This window comes from Pseudomonas sp. HN2 (assembly GCF_020736465.1).
Taxonomy (GTDB): Bacteria; Pseudomonadota; Gammaproteobacteria; order Pseudomonadales; family Pseudomonadaceae; genus Aquipseudomonas; species Aquipseudomonas moraviensis_A.
Genome location: NZ_CP085885.1, coordinates 5676497 through 5697651 on the forward strand (window position 1 = coordinate 5676497; position 21155 = coordinate 5697651).

At 61.7% G+C, this 21155-nt stretch carries 24 protein-coding genes; 14 read left to right on the top strand and 10 right to left on the bottom strand.

Annotated elements, in window-relative coordinates:
• Positions 1 to 45 precede the first annotated feature (45 nt).
• The 9 genes from LIS66_RS25235 to LIS66_RS25275 all read left to right on the top strand — a co-directional run bounded on the left by LIS66_RS25235 (position 46) and on the right by LIS66_RS25275 (position 6799).
• Complete coding sequence (locus LIS66_RS25235; RefSeq protein WP_227973243.1) at positions 46 to 732, top strand: YggS family pyridoxal phosphate-dependent enzyme; 687 nt, start codon at positions 46 to 48, stop codon at positions 730 to 732.
• 23 nt (positions 733 to 755) lie between these two features.
• Positions 756 to 1574, top strand: coding sequence for a pyrroline-5-carboxylate reductase (gene proC / locus LIS66_RS25240; RefSeq protein WP_227973244.1), 819 nt, complete (start codon positions 756 to 758; stop codon positions 1572 to 1574).
• An 11-nt stretch (positions 1575 to 1585) separates the two neighbouring features.
• The gene (locus LIS66_RS25245) at positions 1586 to 2176 is read left to right on the top strand and encodes a YggT family protein (protein ID WP_039757546.1); all 591 of its coding nucleotides are present in this window, start codon (positions 1586 to 1588) and stop codon (positions 2174 to 2176) included.
• A 253-nt stretch (positions 2177 to 2429) separates the two neighbouring features.
• Positions 2430 to 3569 (top strand): homoserine O-succinyltransferase MetX, encoded by a 1140-nt coding sequence (gene metX, locus LIS66_RS25250; RefSeq protein ID WP_083353760.1) that lies wholly within the window; start codon positions 2430 to 2432, stop codon positions 3567 to 3569.
• 7 nt (positions 3570 to 3576) lie between these two features.
• Positions 3577 to 4197 carry a methionine biosynthesis protein MetW gene (gene metW / locus LIS66_RS25255; RefSeq protein WP_024014659.1) on the top strand — a complete coding sequence of 207 codons (621 nt, stop codon included), beginning with the start codon at positions 3577 to 3579 and terminating at the stop codon, positions 4195 to 4197.
• A gap of 26 nt (positions 4198 to 4223) precedes the next feature.
• A complete protein-coding gene (locus LIS66_RS25260) occupies positions 4224 to 4658 on the top strand; it encodes a DUF4426 domain-containing protein (protein WP_227973245.1) in 435 nt (144 codons plus the stop codon).
• The gene (rdgB, locus tag LIS66_RS25265) at positions 4655 to 5251 is read left to right on the top strand and encodes an RdgB/HAM1 family non-canonical purine NTP pyrophosphatase (protein ID WP_024014661.1); all 597 of its coding nucleotides are present in this window, start codon (positions 4655 to 4657) and stop codon (positions 5249 to 5251) included. The genes LIS66_RS25260 and rdgB overlap by 4 nt, the downstream gene beginning before the upstream one ends.
• Positions 5248 to 6453, top strand: coding sequence for a radical SAM family heme chaperone HemW (hemW, locus tag LIS66_RS25270; protein ID WP_227973246.1), 1206 nt, complete (start codon positions 5248 to 5250; stop codon positions 6451 to 6453). The genes rdgB and hemW overlap by 4 nt, the downstream gene beginning before the upstream one ends.
• 22 nt (positions 6454 to 6475) lie before the next feature.
• A complete protein-coding gene (locus LIS66_RS25275) occupies positions 6476 to 6799 on the top strand; it encodes a DUF3392 domain-containing protein (RefSeq protein WP_008083808.1) in 324 nt (107 codons plus the stop codon).
• 130 nt (positions 6800 to 6929) lie between these two features.
• Here LIS66_RS25275 and trmB read toward each other — a convergent pair whose 3' ends face one another.
• From trmB to LIS66_RS25295, 4 genes are all read right to left on the bottom strand, one after another.
• Positions 6930 to 7655, bottom strand: a complete 726-nt coding sequence (gene trmB / locus LIS66_RS25280) for a tRNA (guanosine(46)-N7)-methyltransferase TrmB (RefSeq protein ID WP_042606558.1) — start codon at positions 7653 to 7655, stop codon at positions 6930 to 6932.
• Between the two features lie 9 nt (positions 7656 to 7664).
• Entirely contained in the window at positions 7665 to 8459 is a 795-nt protein-coding gene (locus tag LIS66_RS25285; protein ID WP_007964131.1) for a thiazole synthase, read from the bottom strand.
• A gap of 61 nt (positions 8460 to 8520) precedes the next feature.
• Positions 8521 to 8721, bottom strand: a complete 201-nt coding sequence (gene thiS, locus LIS66_RS25290) for a sulfur carrier protein ThiS (protein ID WP_042606691.1) — start codon at positions 8719 to 8721, stop codon at positions 8521 to 8523.
• A gap of 71 nt (positions 8722 to 8792) precedes the next feature.
• Positions 8793 to 9173 (bottom strand): DUF423 domain-containing protein, encoded by a 381-nt coding sequence (locus LIS66_RS25295; protein ID WP_123417803.1) that lies wholly within the window; start codon positions 9171 to 9173, stop codon positions 8793 to 8795.
• Positions 9174 to 9247: 74 nt separating this feature from the next.
• Between LIS66_RS25295 and mtgA the strand changes: the two genes are divergently transcribed.
• A complete protein-coding gene (mtgA, locus tag LIS66_RS25300; RefSeq protein ID WP_227973247.1) occupies positions 9248 to 9970 on the top strand; it encodes a monofunctional biosynthetic peptidoglycan transglycosylase in 723 nt (240 codons plus the stop codon).
• Positions 9971 to 10150: 180 nt separating this feature from the next.
• Here mtgA and rpoH read toward each other — a convergent pair whose 3' ends face one another.
• From rpoH to ftsY, 4 genes are all read right to left on the bottom strand, one after another.
• Positions 10151 to 11005 (bottom strand): RNA polymerase sigma factor RpoH, encoded by an 855-nt coding sequence (rpoH, locus tag LIS66_RS25305; protein WP_016772717.1) that lies wholly within the window; start codon positions 11003 to 11005, stop codon positions 10151 to 10153.
• 115 nt (positions 11006 to 11120) lie between these two features.
• Positions 11121 to 12146: a permease-like cell division protein FtsX gene (ftsX, locus tag LIS66_RS25310; RefSeq protein ID WP_227973248.1), complete on the bottom strand. Its 1026-nt coding sequence runs from the start codon at positions 12144 to 12146 to the stop codon at positions 11121 to 11123.
• Positions 12143 to 12814 carry a cell division ATP-binding protein FtsE gene (gene ftsE / locus LIS66_RS25315; protein ID WP_003229148.1) on the bottom strand — a complete coding sequence of 224 codons (672 nt, stop codon included), beginning with the start codon at positions 12812 to 12814 and terminating at the stop codon, positions 12143 to 12145. Before ftsE ends, ftsX begins: the two co-directional genes overlap by 4 nt.
• The gene (ftsY, locus tag LIS66_RS25320; RefSeq protein ID WP_227973249.1) at positions 12811 to 14295 is read right to left on the bottom strand and encodes a signal recognition particle-docking protein FtsY; all 1485 of its coding nucleotides are present in this window, start codon (positions 14293 to 14295) and stop codon (positions 12811 to 12813) included. The genes ftsE and ftsY overlap by 4 nt, the downstream gene beginning before the upstream one ends.
• A gap of 608 nt (positions 14296 to 14903) precedes the next feature.
• On the opposite strand from ftsY, the gene LIS66_RS25325 reads away from it, so the two are divergent.
• From LIS66_RS25325 to LIS66_RS25340, 4 genes are all read left to right on the top strand, one after another.
• A complete protein-coding gene (locus LIS66_RS25325) occupies positions 14904 to 16259 on the top strand; it encodes a M16 family metallopeptidase (protein ID WP_064364743.1) in 1356 nt (451 codons plus the stop codon).
• A complete protein-coding gene (locus LIS66_RS25330; RefSeq protein WP_227973250.1) occupies positions 16252 to 17742 on the top strand; it encodes a M16 family metallopeptidase in 1491 nt (496 codons plus the stop codon). The genes LIS66_RS25325 and LIS66_RS25330 overlap by 8 nt, the downstream gene beginning before the upstream one ends.
• Entirely contained in the window at positions 17742 to 18356 is a 615-nt protein-coding gene (rsmD, locus tag LIS66_RS25335; RefSeq protein WP_101161286.1) for a 16S rRNA (guanine(966)-N(2))-methyltransferase RsmD, read from the top strand. Before LIS66_RS25330 ends, rsmD begins: the two co-directional genes overlap by 1 nt.
• Positions 18357 to 18421: 65 nt before the next feature.
• Entirely contained in the window at positions 18422 to 19417 is a 996-nt protein-coding gene (locus LIS66_RS25340) for a hydrolase (RefSeq protein WP_083353764.1), read from the top strand.
• A 117-nt stretch (positions 19418 to 19534) separates the two neighbouring features.
• Here LIS66_RS25340 and LIS66_RS25345 read toward each other — a convergent pair whose 3' ends face one another.
• On the bottom strand, positions 19535 to 20389 hold the full coding sequence (locus LIS66_RS25345) for a sulfurtransferase (RefSeq protein ID WP_227973251.1): 855 nt from the start codon (positions 20387 to 20389) through the stop codon (positions 19535 to 19537).
• A gap of 31 nt (positions 20390 to 20420) precedes the next feature.
• The gene (locus tag LIS66_RS25350) at positions 20421 to 21092 is read right to left on the bottom strand and encodes a TetR/AcrR family transcriptional regulator (protein WP_016772708.1); all 672 of its coding nucleotides are present in this window, start codon (positions 21090 to 21092) and stop codon (positions 20421 to 20423) included.
• Positions 21093 to 21155: the final 63 nt, after the last annotated feature.

Genomic DNA, 21155 nt, shown 5'->3' on the forward strand with positions numbered 1-21155 from the left:
ATTCCAGTAGAATGCCGCGAACCTACAGACCGCCGGCGCCTCTTGATGTCCACGATAGCAGACAACATCCTTCAGGTTGGTTCGCGCATCCAGGCAGCAGCCAAAGCTGCACACCGCGACGAAAACAGCATCCATTTGCTCGCCGTGAGCAAGACCAAACCCGCCCAGGCCCTGCGCGAAGCCTATGCCGCCGGCTTGCGCGACTTCGGCGAGAACTACCTGCAGGAAGCCTTGGGCAAACAGCTGGAGCTGGCCGATCTGCCCTTGATCTGGCACTTCATCGGCCCCATTCAATCGAACAAGACTCGCGCAATTGCCGAGCATTTCGACTGGGTGCACTCCGTGGATCGTCTGAAAATCGCCCAACGCCTGTCCGAACAACGCCCCGCCGAGCTGCCTCCACTGAACATCTGCATTCAGGTCAATGTCAGCGGCGAGGCGAGTAAATCCGGTTGCACCCCGGGCGATCTGCCGGCGCTGGCCGAGGCCATCAGCGCCCTGCCCCGGCTGAAATTGCGCGGGCTGATGGCGATTCCCGAGCCGACCGAGGCGCGCGCCGAACAGGACGCTGCTTTCGCCGCCGTGCAGACCTTGCAGGCGAGCCTCGAGCTGCCGCTCGACACCTTGTCCATGGGCATGAGCCACGACCTCGAGTCGGCCATCGCCCAAGGCGCCACCTGGGTGCGGATCGGTACCGCGCTGTTTGGCGCCAGAGATTATTCCCAGTCTTGAACGTTTCCAGATAAGGACCACACATGAGCAACACACGTATTGCGTTTATCGGTGCGGGCAACATGGCGGCCAGTCTGATTGGCGGCTTGCGCGCCAAGGGTCTGGAAGCGGCGCAGATCCGCGCCAGCGATCCGGGCGACGACACCCGCGCCAGGGTCAGCGCCGAGCACGGCATCGAAACCTTCGCCGACAACGCCCAGGCTATCGAAGGCGTCGATGTCGTCGTGCTGGCGGTCAAGCCACAGGCGATGAAAGCTGTGTGCGAGGCGATTCGCCCCAGCCTGAAGCCGAATCAACTGGTGGTGTCGATCGCCGCCGGGATCACCTGCGCGAGCATGACTGCGTGGCTCGGCGAACAGCCGATCGTGCGCTGCATGCCGAACACCCCGGCGCTGCTGCGTCAGGGTGTCAGCGGTTTGTACGCGACCAGCGAAGTGACCGCCGAGCAGCGTCAGCAAGCCGAAGAGCTGCTGTCCGCCGTCGGCATCGCCCTGTGGCTGGACGAAGAACAGCAACTGGACGCAGTCACCGCCGTGTCCGGCTCCGGCCCGGCGTACTTTTTCCTGTTGATCGAAGCGATGACCGCCGCTGGCGTCAAACTCGGCCTGCCAAAGGAAATCGCTGAACAACTGACCGTGCAGACCGCCTTGGGCGCCGCGCACATGGCGGTGTCCAGCGACGTTGACGCCGCCGAACTGCGTCGCCGTGTGACCTCGCCAAACGGCACCACGGAAGCAGCGATCAAATCATTCCAGGCTGGCGACTTCGAAGCGCTGGTTGAAACCGCACTCGCCGCCGCCGCGCACCGCTCGGCCGAAATGGCCGAACAACTGGGCAAATAAAGGAGCCTTACATGATCGGATTGAACACCGCAGCGGTTTACGTGCTGCAAACCCTCGGCAGCCTGTACCTGCTGATCGTGCTGCTGCGCTTCGTCCTGCAACTGGTGCGGGCGAACTTCTACAACCCGCTGTGCCAGTTCGTGGTCAAGGCCACCCAGCCGCTGCTCAAGCCTTTGCGCCGGATCATCCCGAGCCTGTTCGGCCTCGACATGTCGTCGCTGGTACTGGCGATTCTGGTGCAGCTACTGTTGATGGCACTCACCCTGCTGTTGACCTACGGCACCACCGGCAACCCGCTGCAACTGTTGATCTGGTCGCTGATCGGCGTTACCGCGCTGTTTCTGAAGATCTTCTTCTTTGCCCTGATCATCAGCGTGATTCTCTCGTGGGTCGCACCGGGCAGCCACAATCCGGGCGCCGAACTGGTCAACCAGATCTGTGAACCGGCGCTGGCACCGTTCCGCCGCTTCCTGCCGAACCTCGGGGGCCTGGATCTGTCGCCGATCTTCGCCTTCCTGGCGCTGAAATTGATCGACATGCTGGTGATCAACAATCTGGCGGCGATGACGATGATGCCGGAGATTCTGCGTTTGCTGATGTGAGGTGAGAGGGAGCGGGCGCTCGACTTGATATGGGGTCGCCTGCTCCCCTCACCCCAGCCCTCTCCCGAGGGAGAGGGAGCCGATCGGGTTGTTTTCAAGGCCTGAGTTCGACTCGATACCTCAGGTCAGCATCACTCTGAAGATCGCCGCGGTCAGTCCCCTCTCCCTCCGGGAGAGGGCTAGGGTGAGGGCCGCTTGCCGCTACCCCCCACGGTCTTTAGACTTACGCCTCATTTCAACGAGAGCAGGGTCGATGCCAACTGCCTTTCCCGCCGATTCTGTTGGTCTGGTGACACCACAAACCGCGCACTTCAGCGAACCGCTGGCGCTGGCTTGTGGGCGTTCGCTGGCCGCCTATGATCTGATCTACGAAACCTACGGCACGCTGAACGCCCAGGCGAGCAACGCCGTGCTGATCTGCCACGCCTTGTCCGGCCACCACCACGCGGCCGGCTATCACAGCGTCGACGACCGCAAGCCCGGTTGGTGGGACAGCTGCATCGGCCCCGGCAAGCCGATCGACACCAACAAGTTCTTCGTGGTCAGCCTGAACAACCTCGGCGGCTGCAACGGCTCCACCGGCCCGAGCAGCATCAACCCGGAGACCGGCAAGCCGTTCGGCGCCGACTTCCCGGTGCTCACCGTCGAAGACTGGGTGCACAGCCAGGCGCGTCTCGCTGATCTGCTCGGCATCGGCCAGTGGGCGGCGGTGATCGGCGGCAGCCTCGGCGGCATGCAGGCGCTGCAATGGACCATCACCTACCCGGATCGCGTGCGTCACTGCCTGGCCATCGCCTCGGCACCGAAGCTGTCGGCGCAGAACATCGCGTTCAACGAAGTCGCACGTCAGGCAATTCTCACCGACCCTGAGTTCCACGGCGGTTCGTTCCAGGAAGCGGGCGTGATCCCCAAGCGCGGGCTGATGCTCGCGCGCATGGTCGGCCACATCACTTACCTGTCCGACGATTCGATGGGCGAGAAATTCGGCCGTGGCCTGAAGAGCGAAAAGCTCAACTACGACTTCCACAGCGTCGAGTTCCAGGTTGAAAGTTACCTGCGTTATCAGGGCGAAGAGTTCTCCGGGCGCTTCGATGCCAACACCTATCTATTGATGACCAAGGCACTGGATTACTTCGATCCGGCGGCGAACTTCGACGATGATCTGGCAAAAACCTTCGAAAACGCCACGGCCAAGTTCTGCGTGATGTCATTCACCACCGACTGGCGCTTCTCCCCGGCGCGCTCGCGGGAACTGGTGGATGCGCTGATGGCCGCGCGCAAGGACGTCAGCTATCTGGAAATCGACGCACCGCAGGGCCACGACGCCTTTCTGATTCCGATCCCGCGTTACTTGCAGGCGTTCGGCAATTACATGAACCGCATTTCGTTGTGAGAAAGCCATGAGAGCTGATCTGGAAATCATCCAGGAATGGATCCCCGCCGGCAGCCGCGTCCTCGACCTCGGTTGCGGTGACGGCGAGCTGCTGACCTGGCTGCGCGACAACAAGAACGTCACCGGTTATGGCCTGGAAAACGACGCCGACAATATTGCCGAGTGCGTGGCCAAGGGCATCAACGTCATCGAGCAGGATCTGGACAAGGGCCTGGGCAACTTCGCCAGCAACAGTTTCGACATCGTCGTCATGACCCAGGCCCTGCAAGCGGTGCATTACCCGGACAAGATCCTCGACGAAATGCTCCGGGTCGGCCGCCAGTGCATCATCACCTTCCCGAATTTCGGCCACTGGCGCTGCCGCTGGTACTTGGCGAGCAAGGGCCGCATGCCGGTCTCCGAGTTCCTGCCCTACACCTGGTACAACACGCCGAACATCCACTTCTGCACCTTCGAGGATTTCGAAGAGCTGTGCCGCGAACGTGATGCCAAGGTCATTGATCGGCTTGCCGTGGATCAACAGCACCGTCACGGGTGGGCCAGTAAGCTATGGCCTAATCTGTTAGGTGAAATCGGTATCTACCGCGTCAGCAGCCCGCAGTTGGCGGACCACCGAGTCGCGGTCTGAGCAAGGCCATTTCGAGGAGCACGAACATGAGTCGTCCAGCGTTGCTGTTACTCACCGCCTGCCTGAGCGCTGGCGCCATGGCGGCAGACGTCATCAAAGGTGAACGCAAGGAAACCTTCGGCGATGTCACGGTGCACTACAACACTTTCAACTCGACGTTTCTGACGCCCGACATCGCCAAGGCGGCGGAACTGATCCGCAGCAAGAACCAGGGCGTGATCAACGTCTCGGTGACCAAGGACGGCAAACCGCTGATCGCCAGCGTCACCGGCACGGTCAAGGACCTGACCAGCAACAGCGTGGCGCTGAAATTCCGCCAGGTCACCGAACAGGGCGCGATCTACTACATCGCCCAGTACCCGGTACCGCAGCAGGAAACCCGCACCTTTGAAATCAAGGTGCAGAACGGCGACAAGATCAACACCATCAACTTCAACCAAGAACTTTTTCCCGGCGAATGATGAACATCAAGCAGCTCGTACTGGCCAGCCATAACGCCGGCAAACTCAAAGAACTCCAGGCCATGCTCGGCGACTCGGTGCAACTGCGCTCGATTGGCGAATGGAGCAAGGTCGAGCCGGAAGAAACCGGCCTGTCGTTCGTCGAGAACGCGATCCTCAAGGCACGCAACGCCGCGCGCATTTCCGGGCTGCCGGCACTGGCCGACGACTCCGGTCTGGCCGTGGATTTCCTTGGCGGTGCGCCGGGCATCTACTCGGCGCGTTATGCCGACGGCCAGGGCGATGCGGCGAACAATGCCAAGCTGCTCGACGCGCTGAAAGATGTGCCGCAAGCCGAGCGCGGCGCGCAGTTCGTTTGCGTGCTGGCGCTGGTGCGCCACGCCGATGATCCGCTGCCGATTCTCTGCGAAGGTCTGTGGCACGGGCGCATCCTCACCGCGGCCAGCGGCGAACACGGCTTCGGTTACGACCCGCTGTTCTGGGTGCCGGAGCGCGACTGCTCCAGCGCCGAGCTGAGCCCGGCCGACAAGAACCAGATCAGCCACCGCGCCCGTGCAATGGATCTGCTGCGCCAGCGTCTGGGCTTGAAATGACCACTGATTCTTCCGCGTCGTCGCTGATCATCGGCGGCGCCGCTTCCTCGCCTCGGGCGCCGCTGCCAACTCTGCCGCCCCTGGCGCTGTACATCCACATCCCGTGGTGTGTGCGCAAATGCCCGTATTGCGATTTCAACTCGCACACCGCCAGCCCGGTGCTGCCGGAGCAGGAGTACGTCGACGCGCTGCTGGCCGATCTCGATCAGGATCTGCATGCGGTGTATGGCCGTGAGCTGACCTCGATTTTCTTCGGTGGTGGTACGCCGAGCCTGTTCAGCCCCGACGCCCTCGGACGTTTGTTGAAGGGCGTCGAGCAGCGCATCCCGTTCGCCGACGACATCGAAATTACCCTCGAGGCCAATCCGGGCACCTTCGAGCAAGAGAAGTTCGTCGCCTATCGCAAGCTGGGGATCAATCGCCTGTCGATCGGCATCCAGAGCTTTCAGCAGGAAAAGCTTGAGGCCCTTGGTCGCATCCACAATGGTGACGAAGCCGTTCGTGCGGCGGGCATGGCGCGACAGGCCGGGTTCGATAATTTCAACCTCGACTTGATGCACGGTTTGCCCGATCAGTCGCTGGACGATGCCTTGAGCGACCTGCGTCAGGCCATCGCGCTGAAGCCGACGCACATTTCCTGGTATCAGCTGACGCTTGAACCCAACACGGTGTTCTGGAATCAGCCGCCGGTGCTGCCGGAAGACGACACGCTGTGGGACATTCAGGAAGCTGGTCAGGCGCTGCTGGCCGAGCACGGTTACGCGCAATACGAAGTGTCGGCATATGCCCAGCCCGATCGCCCGGCGCGGCACAACCTCAATTACTGGAGCTTCGGCGACTTTATCGGCATCGGCGCCGGCGCCCATGGCAAATTGAGTCACCCGGACGGACGCATCGTGCGCACATGGAAAACCCGCCTGCCGAAGGATTATCTGAACCCGGCGAAAAGCTTTCAGGCTGGCGAAAAATCGCTGAGCAATGACGAGATGCCGTTCGAGTTCCTGATGAACGCCCTGCGCCTGACTGCCGGGGTCGAATCGCGCCTGTATCCGGAACGCACCGGACTGTCGCTGGACAGCCTCGCCGAAGGCCGCCGCGAGGCCGAACAAAGCGGCCTGTTGCAGGTCGAACCGTCACGCCTGGCGGCGACCGAACGCGGCCAGCTGTTCCTCAACGACTTGCTGCAACAATTTCTGAACTGACTTCAGCTCAAAGGGAAAACGCATGGATTTGATACTCGACCTGCTGGCCACCGTCTCCCGCTGGAGCCGCAGCAATCTCTCGGAAATCGCTTTGGCGCTGGTCGGTTGCCTGCTGGTGCTGTTCGGCGCCGACTTCAAAGGCTGGGTCGAGCAACGCCTGGGCAGCATCGCCGGCGCCCTGCGCGTGCCCCTGATGGCCCTGCTCTGCCTGATCGGCAGCGGCGCCGCGCTGATCTACGCGACGCCGTGGGTGATCAAGGGCCTGAGCCAGTTCAACAACTACAGCCTGGCGCCGGTGCTTCTGGTTGTGCTGGTGCTGATCGGCGTGGTCGCTGACCGCCGCTGATCTTTCAGCACACCCAAAACAACTGTAGGAGTGAGCCTGCTCGCGATTGCGGTCTGACAGTCACCGAAGAGGTTGAATGTCAGACCGCAATCGCGAGCAGGCTCACTCCTACATTTTTACCGCGTGATGCTCAGGACTGTTTTTCGAACTTCAGATCCCACACGCCATGGCCAAGGCGTTCGCCGCGGCGTTCGAACTTGGTGATCGGGCGTTCGGCCGGGCGCGGGACGCATTTGCCGTCTTCGGCGAGGTTGCGGTAGCCCGGGGCGACGTTCATCACTTCCAGCATGTACTCGGCGTACGGTTCCCAGTCGGTGGCCATGTGCAGAATGCCGCCGACCTTGAGCTTGCTGCGCACCAGTTCGGCGAACGAGGCCTGGACGATGCGGCGCTTGTGGTGACGGCTCTTGTGCCACGGATCCGGGAAGAACAGCATCAGGCGATCGAGGCTGTTGTCGGCGATGCAGCGGTTGAGCACTTCGATCGCGTCGCAATCGTAGACCCGCAGGTTGGTCAGCCCTTGGGTCAGTACGCCATTGAGCAGCGCACCGACACCCGGACGGTGCACTTCAACGCCGATGAAATCCTGCTCCGGCGCCGCCGCGGCCATTTCCAGCAGCGAATGGCCCATGCCGAAACCGATTTCCAGCGAGCGCGGTGCCGAGCGGCCGAACACCTGGTCGTAATCGACCGGCGCATCGGCCAGCGGCAGCACGTACAGCGGCGCGCCCTGATCCAGGCCGCGTTGCTGGCCTTCGGTCATGCGCCCGGCGCGCATCACGAAACTCTTGATGCGGCGGTGTTGGCGCTCGTCGCCTTCGTCCGGCTGGACAGGCGTGTCGTTCGATTCAGTCATCAATGGCTCTTACTTGATCAGACCATCCAGCGGCGAAGAGGCGCTGGCATAAAGTTTTTTCGGCATGCGGCCGGCGAGGTACGCCAGACGGCCGGCGACGATGGCGTGCTGCATGGCTTGCGCCATCATTACCGGTTGCTGGGCGTGAGCGATGGCCGAGTTCATCAGTACGGCGTCGCACCCCAGTTCCATGGCGATGGTCGCGTCGGAAGCAGTACCGACACCGGCATCCACCAGCACCGGAATCTTCGCTTCTTCGAGGATGATCTGCAGGTTGTACGGATTGCAGATACCCAGACCGGAGCCGATCAGACCGGCCAGCGGCATCACCGCGATGCAGCCGATTTCCGCCAGTTGGCGGGCGATGATCGGGTCATCGCTGGTGTACACCATCACGTCGAAGCCTTCCTTGACCAGGGTTTCGGCGGCCTTGAGGGTTTCGATCACGTTGGGGAACAGGGTCTTCTGGTCAGCCAGCACTTCCAGCTTCACCAGGTTGTGGCCGTCGAGCAATTCACGTGCGAGGCGGCAGGTGCGCACGGCTTCGATAGCGTCGTAGCAACCAGCGGTGTTCGGCAGGAAGGTGTAGCGATCCGGCGACAGCACTTCGAGCAGGTTCGGCTCGCCTTCGATCTGGCCCAGGTTGGTGCGGCGCACGGCGAAGGTGACAATCTCGGCGCCCGAGGCTTCGATGGCCTGGCGGGTTTCTTCCATGTCACGGTACTTGCCGGTACCGACCAGCAAACGCGACTGGTAAGTACGACCGGCCAGCACAAAAGGCTTGTCGCTACGAACGATGCTCATGGGGAATCCTCTTGAGGGGTGAGGGTCTTGCAGAATTCTTTGCCCTTGCGGGCCGGGACAATCAGCCGCCGCCGATGGCGTGGACCACTTCGACGCTGTCGCCGTCATTGAGCGTGGTATCGGCATGCTGGCTGCGCGGAACGATGTCCAGATTGAGCTCGACCGCCACCCGGCGTCCGGTCAGCTCCAGACGGGTGATCAGGCCCGCAACGGTTTCACCGTCGGGCAATTCAAAGGACTCACCGTTCAACTGAATGCGCATGCACAACGCCGCCATCATTTTTAGGGGCTGGCATTCTAGCCCGATCATGACCTAAAGGTCAGTACCAAGCGTCAAGCGGTTAGCTGCAAGCGCCAGGCAGCTAGCCCCAAACATAACCAACCGACCAGAAATGCGAGACCACCAAACGGGGTAATGATGCCTAGCTTGCTGATGCCGGTGGTGGTCAGCAGATACAGGCTGCCGGAGAACAACAGAATGCCGACGCTGAAGGACACGCCGGCCCAAGTGATCAGGCGCCCTTGAATTTGCGTGGCCAGCAGCGCCACCCCGAACAGCGCAAGAGTGTGCACCAATTGATAGGTGACGCCGGTATGGAAAATCGCCAGGTATTCCGGGGTAAGGCGGTTTTTCAGGCCATGGGCGGCGAACGCGCCCAGCGCAACACCGGTGAATCCGAAAAAAGCGGCCAGCATCAAAAAGCCACGCAGCATGGGGAACTCCAGTCAGACGCGATCGGCAGGGTCTGTATAATGGCCCGCTCCACGGGTTCGGCCAAGCCATCTCTATGCTGCGTTCAATTTTCCGTCGTCTCACGAAGGCCCTGCTCTGGTTCGCCGGCGGCAGTGTCTTGCTGGTGCTGGTGTTTCGCTTCGTGCCACCGCCGGTCACGGCGCTGATGGTCGAGCGCAAGGTCGAATCCTGGATCGACGGTGAGCCGATCGACCTGCAGCGCACCTGGAAACCGTGGAATGAGATCTCCGATGACTTGAAGGTGGCGGTGATTGCCGGCGAGGATCAGAAATTCCCCGAGCACTGGGGCTTCGATCTGCGCGCGATCCAGGCTGCGCTGGCCCACAACGAGCTGGGCGGCTCGATTCGCGGCGCCAGCACCTTGAGCCAGCAAGTGTCGAAAAATCTGTTTTTGTGGTCCGGCCGCAGCTATCTGCGCAAGGGCCTGGAAGCGTGGTTTACCGCGTTGATCGAAGTGTTCTGGCCCAAACAGCGGATTCTTGAGGTGTACCTGAACAGCGTCGAATGGGATGACGGCGTGTTTGGCGCCGAAGCGGCGGCCCGCCATCACTTTGGCGTGGGTGCGAAATCGTTGTCGCGCCAGCAGGCGAGTTATCTGGCTGCCGTCTTGCCCAATCCGCGGGTATGGAGCGCGAGTCACCCGACCGGTTATGTGTCGCGTCGGGCTGGCTGGATTCGGCAGCAGATGAGTCAGTTGGGTGGGGACAGTTATTTGCTGGGGCTGAACGCTTCGCGGCGGGCGCCTTGGGCTGAATAACACCGAAGATCTAATGTAGGAGTGAGCCTGCTCGCGATAGCATGTTGTCAGTCAACATCTGCGTTACTGACAAACCGCTATCGCGAGCAGGCTCACTCCTACAGGGGTTTTGTGTGGCAGTCGAAATGAAAACGCCCCGATCATCGCTGATCGGGGCGTTTTTTATTGCTGATGCGCCGGTTACGCGGCGATCGACAACTTGAGCTTGTTCATCGCGCTCTTCTCGAGCTGACGGATTCGCTCGGCCGACACGTTGTACTTCTGCGCCAGGTCGTGCAGCGTGGCCTTCTCTTCCGCCAGCCAGCGCTGGTAGAGGATGTCACGGCTGCGCTCGTCCAGCACTTCCAGTGCTTCGTGCAGGTTGGTGTTGGAGTTGTCGCTCCAGTCGGCATCTTCCAGCTGACGCGCCGGGTCGTACCGGTGGTCTTCCAGGTAGTTGGCCGGCGACTGGAAAGCGCTGTCATCGTCGGCTTCCGCAGCCGGGTCGAAGGCCATGTCATGGCCGGTCAGGCGACTTTCCATCTCGCGCACTTCACGTGGTTCGACGCCGAGGCTTTCCGCCACACGGTGGACTTCCTCGTTGTTCAGCCACGCCAGACGTTTCTTCTGGCTGCGCAGGTTGAAGAACAGCTTGCGCTGGGCCTTGGTGGTCGCGACTTTCACAATGCGCCAGTTGCGCAGGATGAATTCGTGAATTTCCGCCTTGATCCAGTGCACGGCGAACGATACCAGACGCACACCCATTTCCGGGTTGAAGCGCTTGACGGCCTTCATCAGGCCGACGTTACCTTCCTGGATCAGGTCAGCCTGAGCCAGACCGTAGCCGGAGTAGCTACGGGCAATGTGTACGACAAAACGCAGGTGGGCGAGCACCATCTGCCGAGCCGCCCCCAAATCCTGCTCATAGTAGAGACTCTCGGCCAGTTCACGCTCCTGCTCCGGCGTCAGCAATGGAATGCTGTTGACGGTGTGCACGTAGGCTTCCAGGTTCGCACCCGGAACCAACGCATACGCAGGTTGCAAAGAATTGGTCATACGAAAAAACCTCCCACTCACATACTCGTGCCTCTCGGCACTGCGAAAAATTGACCGGGAACTCAAGTACAAGTTCCCATAAAAACCGCAAGGTCAATCACGCGCAAAAAAGATTCTACTTCGGCGCCAGCTCCCTGAGATGACGTGCGACTGCAATCCATGCACCGATATAACCCAACAGCACCGCGCCAAGCAAGAGCGACAGACCGTCGGCCACTGGCACGCCGGCCAGGGCGAAATCACTGCCGTACAAGCCGGCCAGTCCAACCACCGCATCGTTCAGCCAGTTCAGGCCGAACGCCAATACGCCCCAGGACAACAGCCCTGCACCGAAGCCATACAACGCGCCCATATAAAGGAAAGGGCGGCGCACATAACTGTCAGTGCCGCCGACGAGTTTAATCACTTCTATCTCGGTGCGGCGGTTTTCAATATGAAGACGAATGGTATTGCCTATCACCAAAAGTAATGCAGACACCAACAACACCGTCAGACCGAAGACAAAGCGGTCGCCAAGCTTGAGGATGGCGGCCAGACGCTCGACCCAGACTAGATCAAGTTGTGCCTGTTGTACCTTGGGCAGCTCGGAAAGTTTTTGTCTTAATGCTTCGAGTGTCGGCTTGTCGACTTCGTTCGGTGTCACCAGCACCACACCCGGCAACGGGTTCTCCGGCAACTCACGCAGGGCTTCGCCCAGGCCGGACTGCTGCTGGAACTCCTCAAGCGCCTGATCGCGGCCGACATATTCGGCATCCGCGACGCCGGGCATGCCTTTGATCTGCTCGCGCAGCGCTTCGCCCTGTTCCGCGCTGGCATCGAGTTGCAGGTACAGGGAAATCTGCGCCGCGCGCTGCCAGGAACCGCCGAGACGCTCGACGTTGTTGAGCAACAGCGAAAGCCCCATCGGCAGACTCAGCGCAACGGCCATCACCATGCAGGTGAAGAAACTGCCGATCGGCTGCTTGCCAAGGCGGCGCAGGCTGTCGAGCAGGCTGGCGCGGTGGCTTTCGATCCAGGCGCGGAACAACGTGGCGAAGTCCGGGCCGTCGTCATCGTCGTGCTTTTGCTTCTTCTGCGGTTGCGGATCAGCGGCTTTCGGGGCCACGCGCTCGGAAACCTTCGGACTGCGTGTCGCACTCATACCCCGGCCTCCCCGTCGCCGATCAAGCGGCCGCGTTGCAGGGTCAGCATGCGGTGACGCATGCGCGCGATCAGCGCCAGGTCGTGACTGGCGATCAGCACGCTGGTGCCCAGACGGTTGATGTCTTCGAACACGCCCATGATTTCCGCCGCCAGTCGCGGGTCGAGGTTACCGGTCGGTTCGTCCGCCAGCAGCAAGGCCGGGCGATGGACGATGGCGCGGGCAATGCCGACGCGCTGCTGTTGACCAGTGGACAGGTCGCCCGGGTAAAGATCGGTTTTGTCCGACAGCGCCACGCGTTCCAGCGCCGAATCGACGCGCTTGGCGATCTCAGCCTTGGACAGGCCAAGAATCTGCAGCGGCAACGCGACGTTGTTAAACACCGTGCGATCGAACAGCAATTGATGGTTCTGGAAAACTACGCCGATCTGCCGGCGCAGAAATGGAATCTGCGCGTTGCTGATGGTGCTCAGGTCCTGCCCGGCGAGCAGCAATTTGCCGCTGGTCGGCCGTTCCATTGCCAACAACAGGCGCAACAGCGTGGATTTACCGGCACCTGAGTGACCGGTGACAAACAAGAACTCGCCACGACGGACTCGAAAGCTCAGCTCATGCAAGCCGACGTGACCGTTCGGGTAGCGTTTACCGACCTGTTCGAAACGAATCATGAACGCTCCCGCTCGGCAAACAGTGCCTGGACAAAGGGTTCGGCTTCAAAGGTGCGCAAATCGTCGATGCCTTCACCGACGCCGATATAGCGGATCGGCAAACCGAACTGCTTGGCCAGGGCGAAAATCACCCCGCCCTTGGCGGTGCCATCGAGCTTGGTCAGCGCCAGACCGGTCAGTTCGACGGTCTGGTTGAACTGCTTGGCCTGGTTGATGGCGTTCTGGCCAGTGCCGGCGTCGAGGACCAGCAGCACTTCGTGCGGCGCGTCGGCGTCGAGCTTGCCGATCACCCGGCGAACCTTTTTCAGTTCTTCCATCAGGTTGTCTTTGGTGTGCAGACGACCGGCGGTGTCGGCGATCAGCACATCAATGCCACGGGCCTTGGCCGCTTGCACGGCATCGAAGATCACCGAAGCCGAATCGGCGCCGGTGTGCTGGGCGATCACCGGAATCTTGTTGCGCTCGCCCCACACCTGCAATTGCTCAACAGCTGCGGCACGGAAAGTATCGCCTGCCGCCAGCATGACTTTCTTGCCTTCAAGCTGCAGCTTCTTCGCCAGTTTGCCGATGGTGGTGGTCTTGCCGGCGCCGTTGACGCCAACCACCAGAATCACGAAAGGCTTGTTCTGCGAGGCGATTTTCAGCGGCTGTTCAACCGGCTTGAGCATCGCCGCCAGTTCAGCCTGCAGGGATTTGTACAGGGCGTCGGCATCGGCCAGTTCCTTGCGCGCAACCTTCTGGGTCAGGCGCTGGATGATTTGCGTGGTGGCCTCGACGCCGACGTCGGCGGTGAGCAGACGGGTTTCGAGGTCGTCGAGCAGATCATCGTCGATGGTCTTGCGGCCGAGGAACAGGCTGGCCATGCCCTCGCCGATGCTGGCGCTGGTCTTCGACAGGCCTTGCTTGAGGCGGGCGAAGAAACCGGCTTTGGTTTCTTCGCTGCGCGACGCTTCGACCGGCGTTTCTACAGGGGCTTCGACCGGCACGATCGGAGCGACAACTGGTGCCGCGGCAAGCGGTGCAGGCGCAGGCTCGGACGGCTGGACAACCGGCGCCACTGGCTCGGCAACGACCGGCGCTGGCTCGACAACCGGTTCAGGCACAGGCTGCGCAGCCACCTCGGCAACCGGCGCAGGAATCACTGGCGTCACATGGGGCGCCGCTTCTTCGACCAGGGCCACCGGCTCTTCTGCCACCGGCAGGGTCAACCACGGCTGAACGGCGGGCGACAGCGGCAACTCGGCAGCGGTCGGCGTTTCAGGCTCGGCTTCAGCTTCCGGTTGCAGCACCGGTTCGGCGAGCGGCAGCACAATCGGCGCCGGCTCTTCTTCTATTGCGGGTGCTGGCGCGGGGGCCGGCTCAGGAATCGCGGGCGGCTGTTCGACGACGGGTTCCTGCGGTTTTTTCCGCAGCCATCCGAACAGGCTTTTCTTCTCGCCAGCCGCAGCTGGGCTCTTCTTGTCGTCGTTGGAACCAAACATGGAGGACGGCTATCTCACGGTAGCGACGCGCCAACAGGGCGCCCCGGCAAATAAATATTCGATGCAGAACAGACTGTGTTTCATCCAGCTTGTTCACGCGCAACATTTTGTCGAGGCGCCGCAGGCACCTCAAGGATCGTTTTTACGATGATCTAAACCGGCAAAAATCGGCGAAAACGCAGGGTCTGGTTGCCAAACCGCTGCCTTGTGCCGCAAACCCATTCAGCCTTATCAGGTTGCAGAACCTCATAGACGTGGTCGCCAGTAAAACGGATCAGTATCCTAGGGCGTGTCATTGATCATTACCAGTACCGCGTGGCCGCCTGAAAACGGGCCAGACAAGGCGCAGGCCGCAGGGAATGTGCTTTCCTTGCCAAGGACTGCAACGCAGTATGGCCCGTTTTCAGGCGCCACCCGGAGGGCCGGGCCTGATAGTGTGCAGGGCTGCGTTGCTCGGAGTTTATTTGGAACAACCAATCCACACTCCTCGCGCCTTGCCCTGCACACTATCAGGCGCCGGCGCGGTACTGGTAATGATCAATGACACGCCCTACCTCTCGCCCGCCGACGCTAAGACCAAGCGGGCAGCCCAACAGGTTGAAAAACGAATGAATGCTCTAGCCCGCCGCGCTGCTGGCCTGCTGCTCAGCGCAGTCTGCCTGCCCCTTTCGGCCCTGGCGGCCGACCCGCAACCGACCCATGAATTCACCCTCGATAACGGCCTCAAGGTCGTCGTGCGCGAAGACCATCGTGCGCCTGTCGTCGTTTCGCAGATCTGGTACAAGGTCGGCTCCAGCTACGAAACTCCGGGCCAGACCGGCCTGTCCCACGCGCTCGAGCACATGATGTTCAAGGGCAGCGAAAAAGTCGGCCCCGGCGAAGCTTCGCTGATCCTGCGCGACCTCGGCGCCGAAGAGAACGCGTTCACCAGCGACGACTTCACCGCCTACTATCAAGTGCTGGCCCGCGATCGCCTCGGCGTGGCTTTTGAGCTGGAAGCCGACCGCATGGCTAACCTGCGTCTGCCGGCCGACGAGTTCGCCAAGGAAATCGAAGTCATCAAGGAAGAGCGCCGCCTGCGCACCGATGACAAGCCGATGTCCAAAGCCTACGAGCGCTACAAAGCCATGGCCTACCCGGCCAGCGGCTACCACACGCCGACCATCGGCTGGATGGCGGATCTGGAACGCATGAAAGTCGAAGAACTGCGCCACTGGTACCAATCCTGGTACGCGCCGAACAACGCCACGCTGGTGGTGGTCGGTGACGTTACTCCGGACGAGGTGAAAACCCTCGCCCAGCGCTACTTCGGCCCCGTCGCCAAACGCGAGGTACCACCGGCGAAAAAACCGCTGGAACTGGCCGAGCCCGGCGAACGCCAGATCACCCTGCGCGTGCAGACCCAGTTGCCCAGCCTGATGCTCGGCTTCAACGTGCCAAGCATTGCCACGGCTGAAGACAAACGTTCGGTCAACGCCCTGCGCCTGATCTCCGCGCTGCTCGACGGCGGCTACAGCGGACGCATTCCGACGCAACTGGAACGCGGTGAAGAATTGGTCTCCGGCGGTTCGTCGGACTACGACGCCTACACCCGTGGCGACAGCCTGTTCACCCTGTCGGCGACGCCGAACACGCAGAAGAAAAAGACCATCGCTCAGGCTGAAGCCGGTTTGTGGAAACTGCTCGAGCAGCTGAAGACCACCGCACCGTCTGCCGAAGAGCTGGAACGCGTGCGCGCACAGGTCATCGCCGGGCTGGTCTATGAGCGTGATTCGATCACCAGCCAGGCCACCGCCATCGGTCAACTGGAAACAGTCGGGCTGTCGTGGAAGCTGATGGACACCGAACTGGCCGATCTGGAAAGCGTGACTCCGCAAGACATCCAGAACGCCGCGAAAAAGTATTTCACCCGCGAACGTCTCAGCGTCGCCCACGTCCTGCCAATGGAGACGACTCATGAGTGAGCGCAAAACCCCACGCATGATGCTGCTCGGCCTGATTGCTGTCGCGGTGATCGGTTCGGCGGCGGTCTATCTGTCACCTGGCGCCGACAGCCACGCCAGCGAAGCACTGGATAACGCCAAGTCCAGCCAGAAACTGCAATCGCTGGCCGAACTCGACGGCAAGGCCCCGGCCAGCCGCAAGCTCGATGTGCAGACCTGGAACACCGCCGAAGGCGCGAAAGTGCTGTTTGTCGAAGCCCATGAGCTGCCGATGTTCGACATGCGCCTGATCTTCGCCGCCGGCAGCAGTCAGGACGGCAACGTGCCCGGCCTCGCGGTGCTGACCAACGCCATGCTCAACGAAGGCATCGCTGGCAAAGACGTCGGCGCTATTGCCCAGGGATTTGAAGGGCTCGGTGCCGACTTCGGCAACGGTGCGTTCAAGGACATGGCGCTGGCCTCGTTGCGCAGCCTGAGCGCACCCGAGCAGCGTGAGCCGGCGCTGAAGCTGTTCGCCGAAGTGGTCGGCAAACCGACCTTTCCCGCCGACTCCTTCGCGCGCATCAAGAACCAGTTGCTCGCCGGTTTCGAATACCAGAAACAGAACCCCGGCAAACTCGCCAGTCTGGAGCTGATGAAGCGTCTGTACGGCGAGCATCCATACGCGCATTCCAGCGATGGCAATCCGCAAAGCGTGCCGAAGATCACCGTCGCGCAATTGCGCGAGTTTCACGCCAAGGCCTATGCCGCCGGCAATGCGGTGATTGCGCTGGTCGGCGATTTGTCGCGAGCCGACGCCGAGGCAATCGCCACTCAGGTCTCCTCTGCCCTGCCCAAAGGCCCGGCACTGGCGAAGATCGCTGCGCCGCAGGAACCAAAGGCCAGCGTCAACCACATCGAGTTTCCGTCGAAACAGACCAACCTGATGCTCGCGCAACTGGGCATCGATCGCGACGATCCGGATTACGCCGCGCTGTCGCTGGGCAATCAGATCCTCGGCGGCGGTGGTTTCGGTACGCGCCTGATGAGCGAAGTGCGCGAGAAGCGTGGCCTGACCTACGGCGTGTATTCGGCGTTCAGCCCGATGCAGGCCCGTGGCCCGTTCATGATCAACCTGCAGACCCGCGCCGAGATGAGCGAAGGCACCCTGAAACTGGTGCAGGACGTACTCGCCGACTACCTGAAAACCGGGCCGACACAAAAAGAACTCGACGATGCCAAGCGCGAACTGGCCGGCAGCTTCCCGCTGTCCACCGCGAGCAACGCCGACATCGTTGGCCAGCTCGGCGCCATGGGCTTCTATAATCTGCCGCTGAGCTATCTGGACGACTTCATGCGTCAATCGCAGAGCCTGACTGTGGAGCAGGTCCGTGATGCGCTGAACAAACACCTGAGCACGGAGAAAATGGTCATCGTCACCGCTGGCCCGACCGTGCCGCAAAAGCCGTTACCGGCCCCATCTGATAAACCTGCCGAGCAACCGCTCGGGGTTCCGGAGCATTAATGGCGACTCGAGCACCGAAAAAACCTGTGCAAAACGTGCACAACGGCGTGAACCAACTGCGCATCATTGGTGGCCAGTGGCGTAGCCGCAAACTAAGCTTTCCTGACGCGCCGGGCCTGCGCCCGACCCCGGATCGTGTGCGCGAAACCCTGTTCAACTGGCTCGCGCCGTACGTCGAAGGGGCGAAAGTGCTCGACCCGTTCGCCGGCAGCGGCGCGTTGTTTCTCGAAGCGCTGTCCCGCGGCGCGGCCACGGCCCAGGCGCTGGACGCCAGCAACGTTGCGGTATCGAGCCTGAAAGAACACCTCGGCACCCTGCGCTGCAGCAACGGTCAGGTACAAACCGCCGATGCGCTGCGCTACCTGGAAACCCAGACCGCAACGCCGTTCGATCTGGTATTCCTCGACCCGCCGTTCAATCAAAACCTGCTGCCAGCGGTTTGTACTTTGCTGGAAGAGCGCCAATGGCTGGCGGCCGACTCGTGGATCTACACTGAAAGCGAAACCGCGCCGTCGACGTTGGGCCTGCCGGGCAACTGGCGCCTGCATCGCGAACAGAAATCCGGTCGCGTGTACTACGCGTTATGGCAGCGCACGGCGGACATCGCCGGCTGACAAGGTCGCAAGCAACCTGCGGCGAGGGGGCGTGCTTCCTCGCCACAAGCCCATCGAGAATCATTGTGCCCCCTTCGCCAGAACGCTTCATCCCCGCCTTCGGCCTCGGCAATCCTCATCTGCAAACCTTGTGGGGTCCGCTGTGGCGCAAAACCGTGCACATCGAGCGCGAGCGCGAACGCCTGTGGCTCGAGGACGGCGACTTCCTCGATCTCGACTGGCACGGCCCGCACAGCGCCGAGGCGCCGCTGGTGCTGGTGCTGCACGGGCTGACGGGTTCTTCCAATTCACCCTATGTGGCGGGCATCCAAAAGGCTTTGGCCGACCAGGGCTGGGCCAGCGTCGCACTGAACTGGCGTGGTTGTTCCGGCGAGCCGAATCTGCTGCCGCGCAGCTACCACTCCGGCGCCAGCGAAGACCTTGCCGAAGCCATCCAGCACCTGCGCGCGAAACGTCCGTTGGCACCGTTGTATGCGGTCGGCTATTCCCTGGGCGGCAACGTGCTGCTCAAACACCTCGGCGAAACCGGCAGCCAGAGCGGCGTGCTCGGCGCAGTGGCAGTGTCGGTACCGTTCAGGCTGGATCAGTGCGCGGACCGCATCGGCCAGGGATTCTCGCGGGTCTATCAGGCGCACTTCATGCGCGAGATGGTCGCCTACATCAAGAACAAGCAGCGCCAGTTCCAGCATGACGGGCGCGAAGACGGCCTGGCGAAACTGGCCGCACTCGGCTCGTTGGAGAACATGCGCACGTTCTGGGATTTCGATGGCCGGGTCACCGCGCCACTGCATGGTTTCAATGATGCCGAGGATTACTACCGCCGCGCTTCCAGCCGCTACTACCTTGGCGAGATCCGCACGCCGACGCTGATCATTCAGGCAGCGGACGATCCGTTCGTATTTCCCCACAGCCTGCCGCAAGCCGATGAGTTGTCAGCCTGCACCCAGTTCGAATTGCAGACGCGGGGCGGTCATGTCGGCTTCGTCGACGGCTCGCTGCGCCGGCCCGGGTATTACCTGGAGCGGCGCATACCGCAATGGCTCGCTGCAACCAGTCAGTGAACGCCGTATATCCCTTGTAGGAGCGAGCCTGCTCGCGATGGCGGTGTGTCAGTCGACGCGATGCTGAACGTGCCGACGCCATCGCGAGCAGGCTCACTCCTACAGGGGACTCGGTGATTATTCGCCGGTGGCAATGCCGCGCGAAGGCTGATTGATCCATTCGCTCCACGATCCGGCATACAGTGCGCCCAGCGGATAGCCGGCCAGACACAGTGCAAACAGGTTGTGACACGCCGTCACGCCGGATCCGCAGTACGCGACCAGCTCCGACGGCGAGCGATCGCCCAGTTTCGCAGCGAAACGCTGCTTGAGCTGCTCCGCCGGCAGGAATCGTCCGTCGCTGCCGAGGTTATCGGTGAACGCCGCACATTGCGCCCCGGGAATGTGCCCGGCGACCGGATCGATCGGTTCCACTTCGCCCTTGAAGCGCGGCAAGGCGCGGGCGTCGAGCAGGGTCAGCGTTGGCTGGGTGAGGCGTTGCTGCAATTGCTCGGCGCTGAGCAGCAGGCTCATGTCCGGCTGACCGCTGAAGTTACCCGGCGTCACGCTCGGCGGATCCAGGCTCAGGGGCAGACCGGCGGCGTGCCAGGCCTTGAGCCCGCCATCGAGAATGAATACGCCGTCGCGCTTGCCCAACCATGCAAGCAACCACCACGCCCGTGCCGCGTAGGCACCCGGGCCGTCATCGTACAAAACCACATCGCTGTCGTTGCTGATGCCCCAGGCTTGCAGGCGTTCGATCAGCGCCGCCGGCTCGGGCAACGGATGACGTCCGGTCACGCCCCTCTCGACCTTACCGCTCAGATCACGCTCCAGATCGGCGAAACTTGCCCCGGCAATGTGCCCTTCGGCGTAGCTGCGCTGGCCGTAGTCCGGATCTTCAAGGGCGAAACGACAATCGAGAATCACCAGCCCCGGCTGCTCTTTGCGAGCGTCCAGAGCTTGTGGGCTGATCAACTGCGCAATCGACATATCGGGCTCCTGTGGCATTCGGCTGAACGGTTTATTTCACGTCTTCAAGGGCCTGCGCCAGCGGCACATAGAACTCGTCGAACAAAGCATTGACCTCATCACGCGCCTGATCGGTGACAAACCCCGCTTCCAGCACCAGTACCTGATACACGCCGCGCTTCACGGCCTGTTCGCTGAGGTGGTTGGAGTTTTCCCGTGTGGTGCACAGAAAGCGTACCCACGAGGTCAGGATGATCCAGGCGTTGAGGGTCAGCGATTCGATCTGTACGCGGTCCATTTTCAGGATGCCGGCGGCGACAAAGCCTTCGTAGATGGCTGCGCCCTGGATCACGCAACGCTGGGAAAAGCGCCGATAACGCGCAGCCAGTTCCGCATCGCTGTCGAGCAGATGCTCGAGGTCGCGATGCAGAAAGCGGTAGCGCCACATGGCCGAAAGCAGTTCCTTCAAATAGAAACGCTTGTCCTCGACCGTTGCGGGGCGGCCCTGGGGCGGACGCAGGAAGCTGTCCACCAGGGCTTCGTACTCACTGAACAACACGGCGATGATCGCCTGCTTGTTGGGGAAGTGGTAGTACAGGTTGCCCGGAGAAATCTCCATGTGCGCGGCGATGTGGTTGGTGCTGACGCTGCGCTCGCCCTGCTGATTGAACAGCTCCAGGCTGTTCTGAACGATGCGCTCGCTGGTTTTTATTCGTGGGGCCATGGCTTGAGCTTTAATTCAGAGTGCGTAGACGGCGCATCTTACGACCTAACCGGAAATGGATAA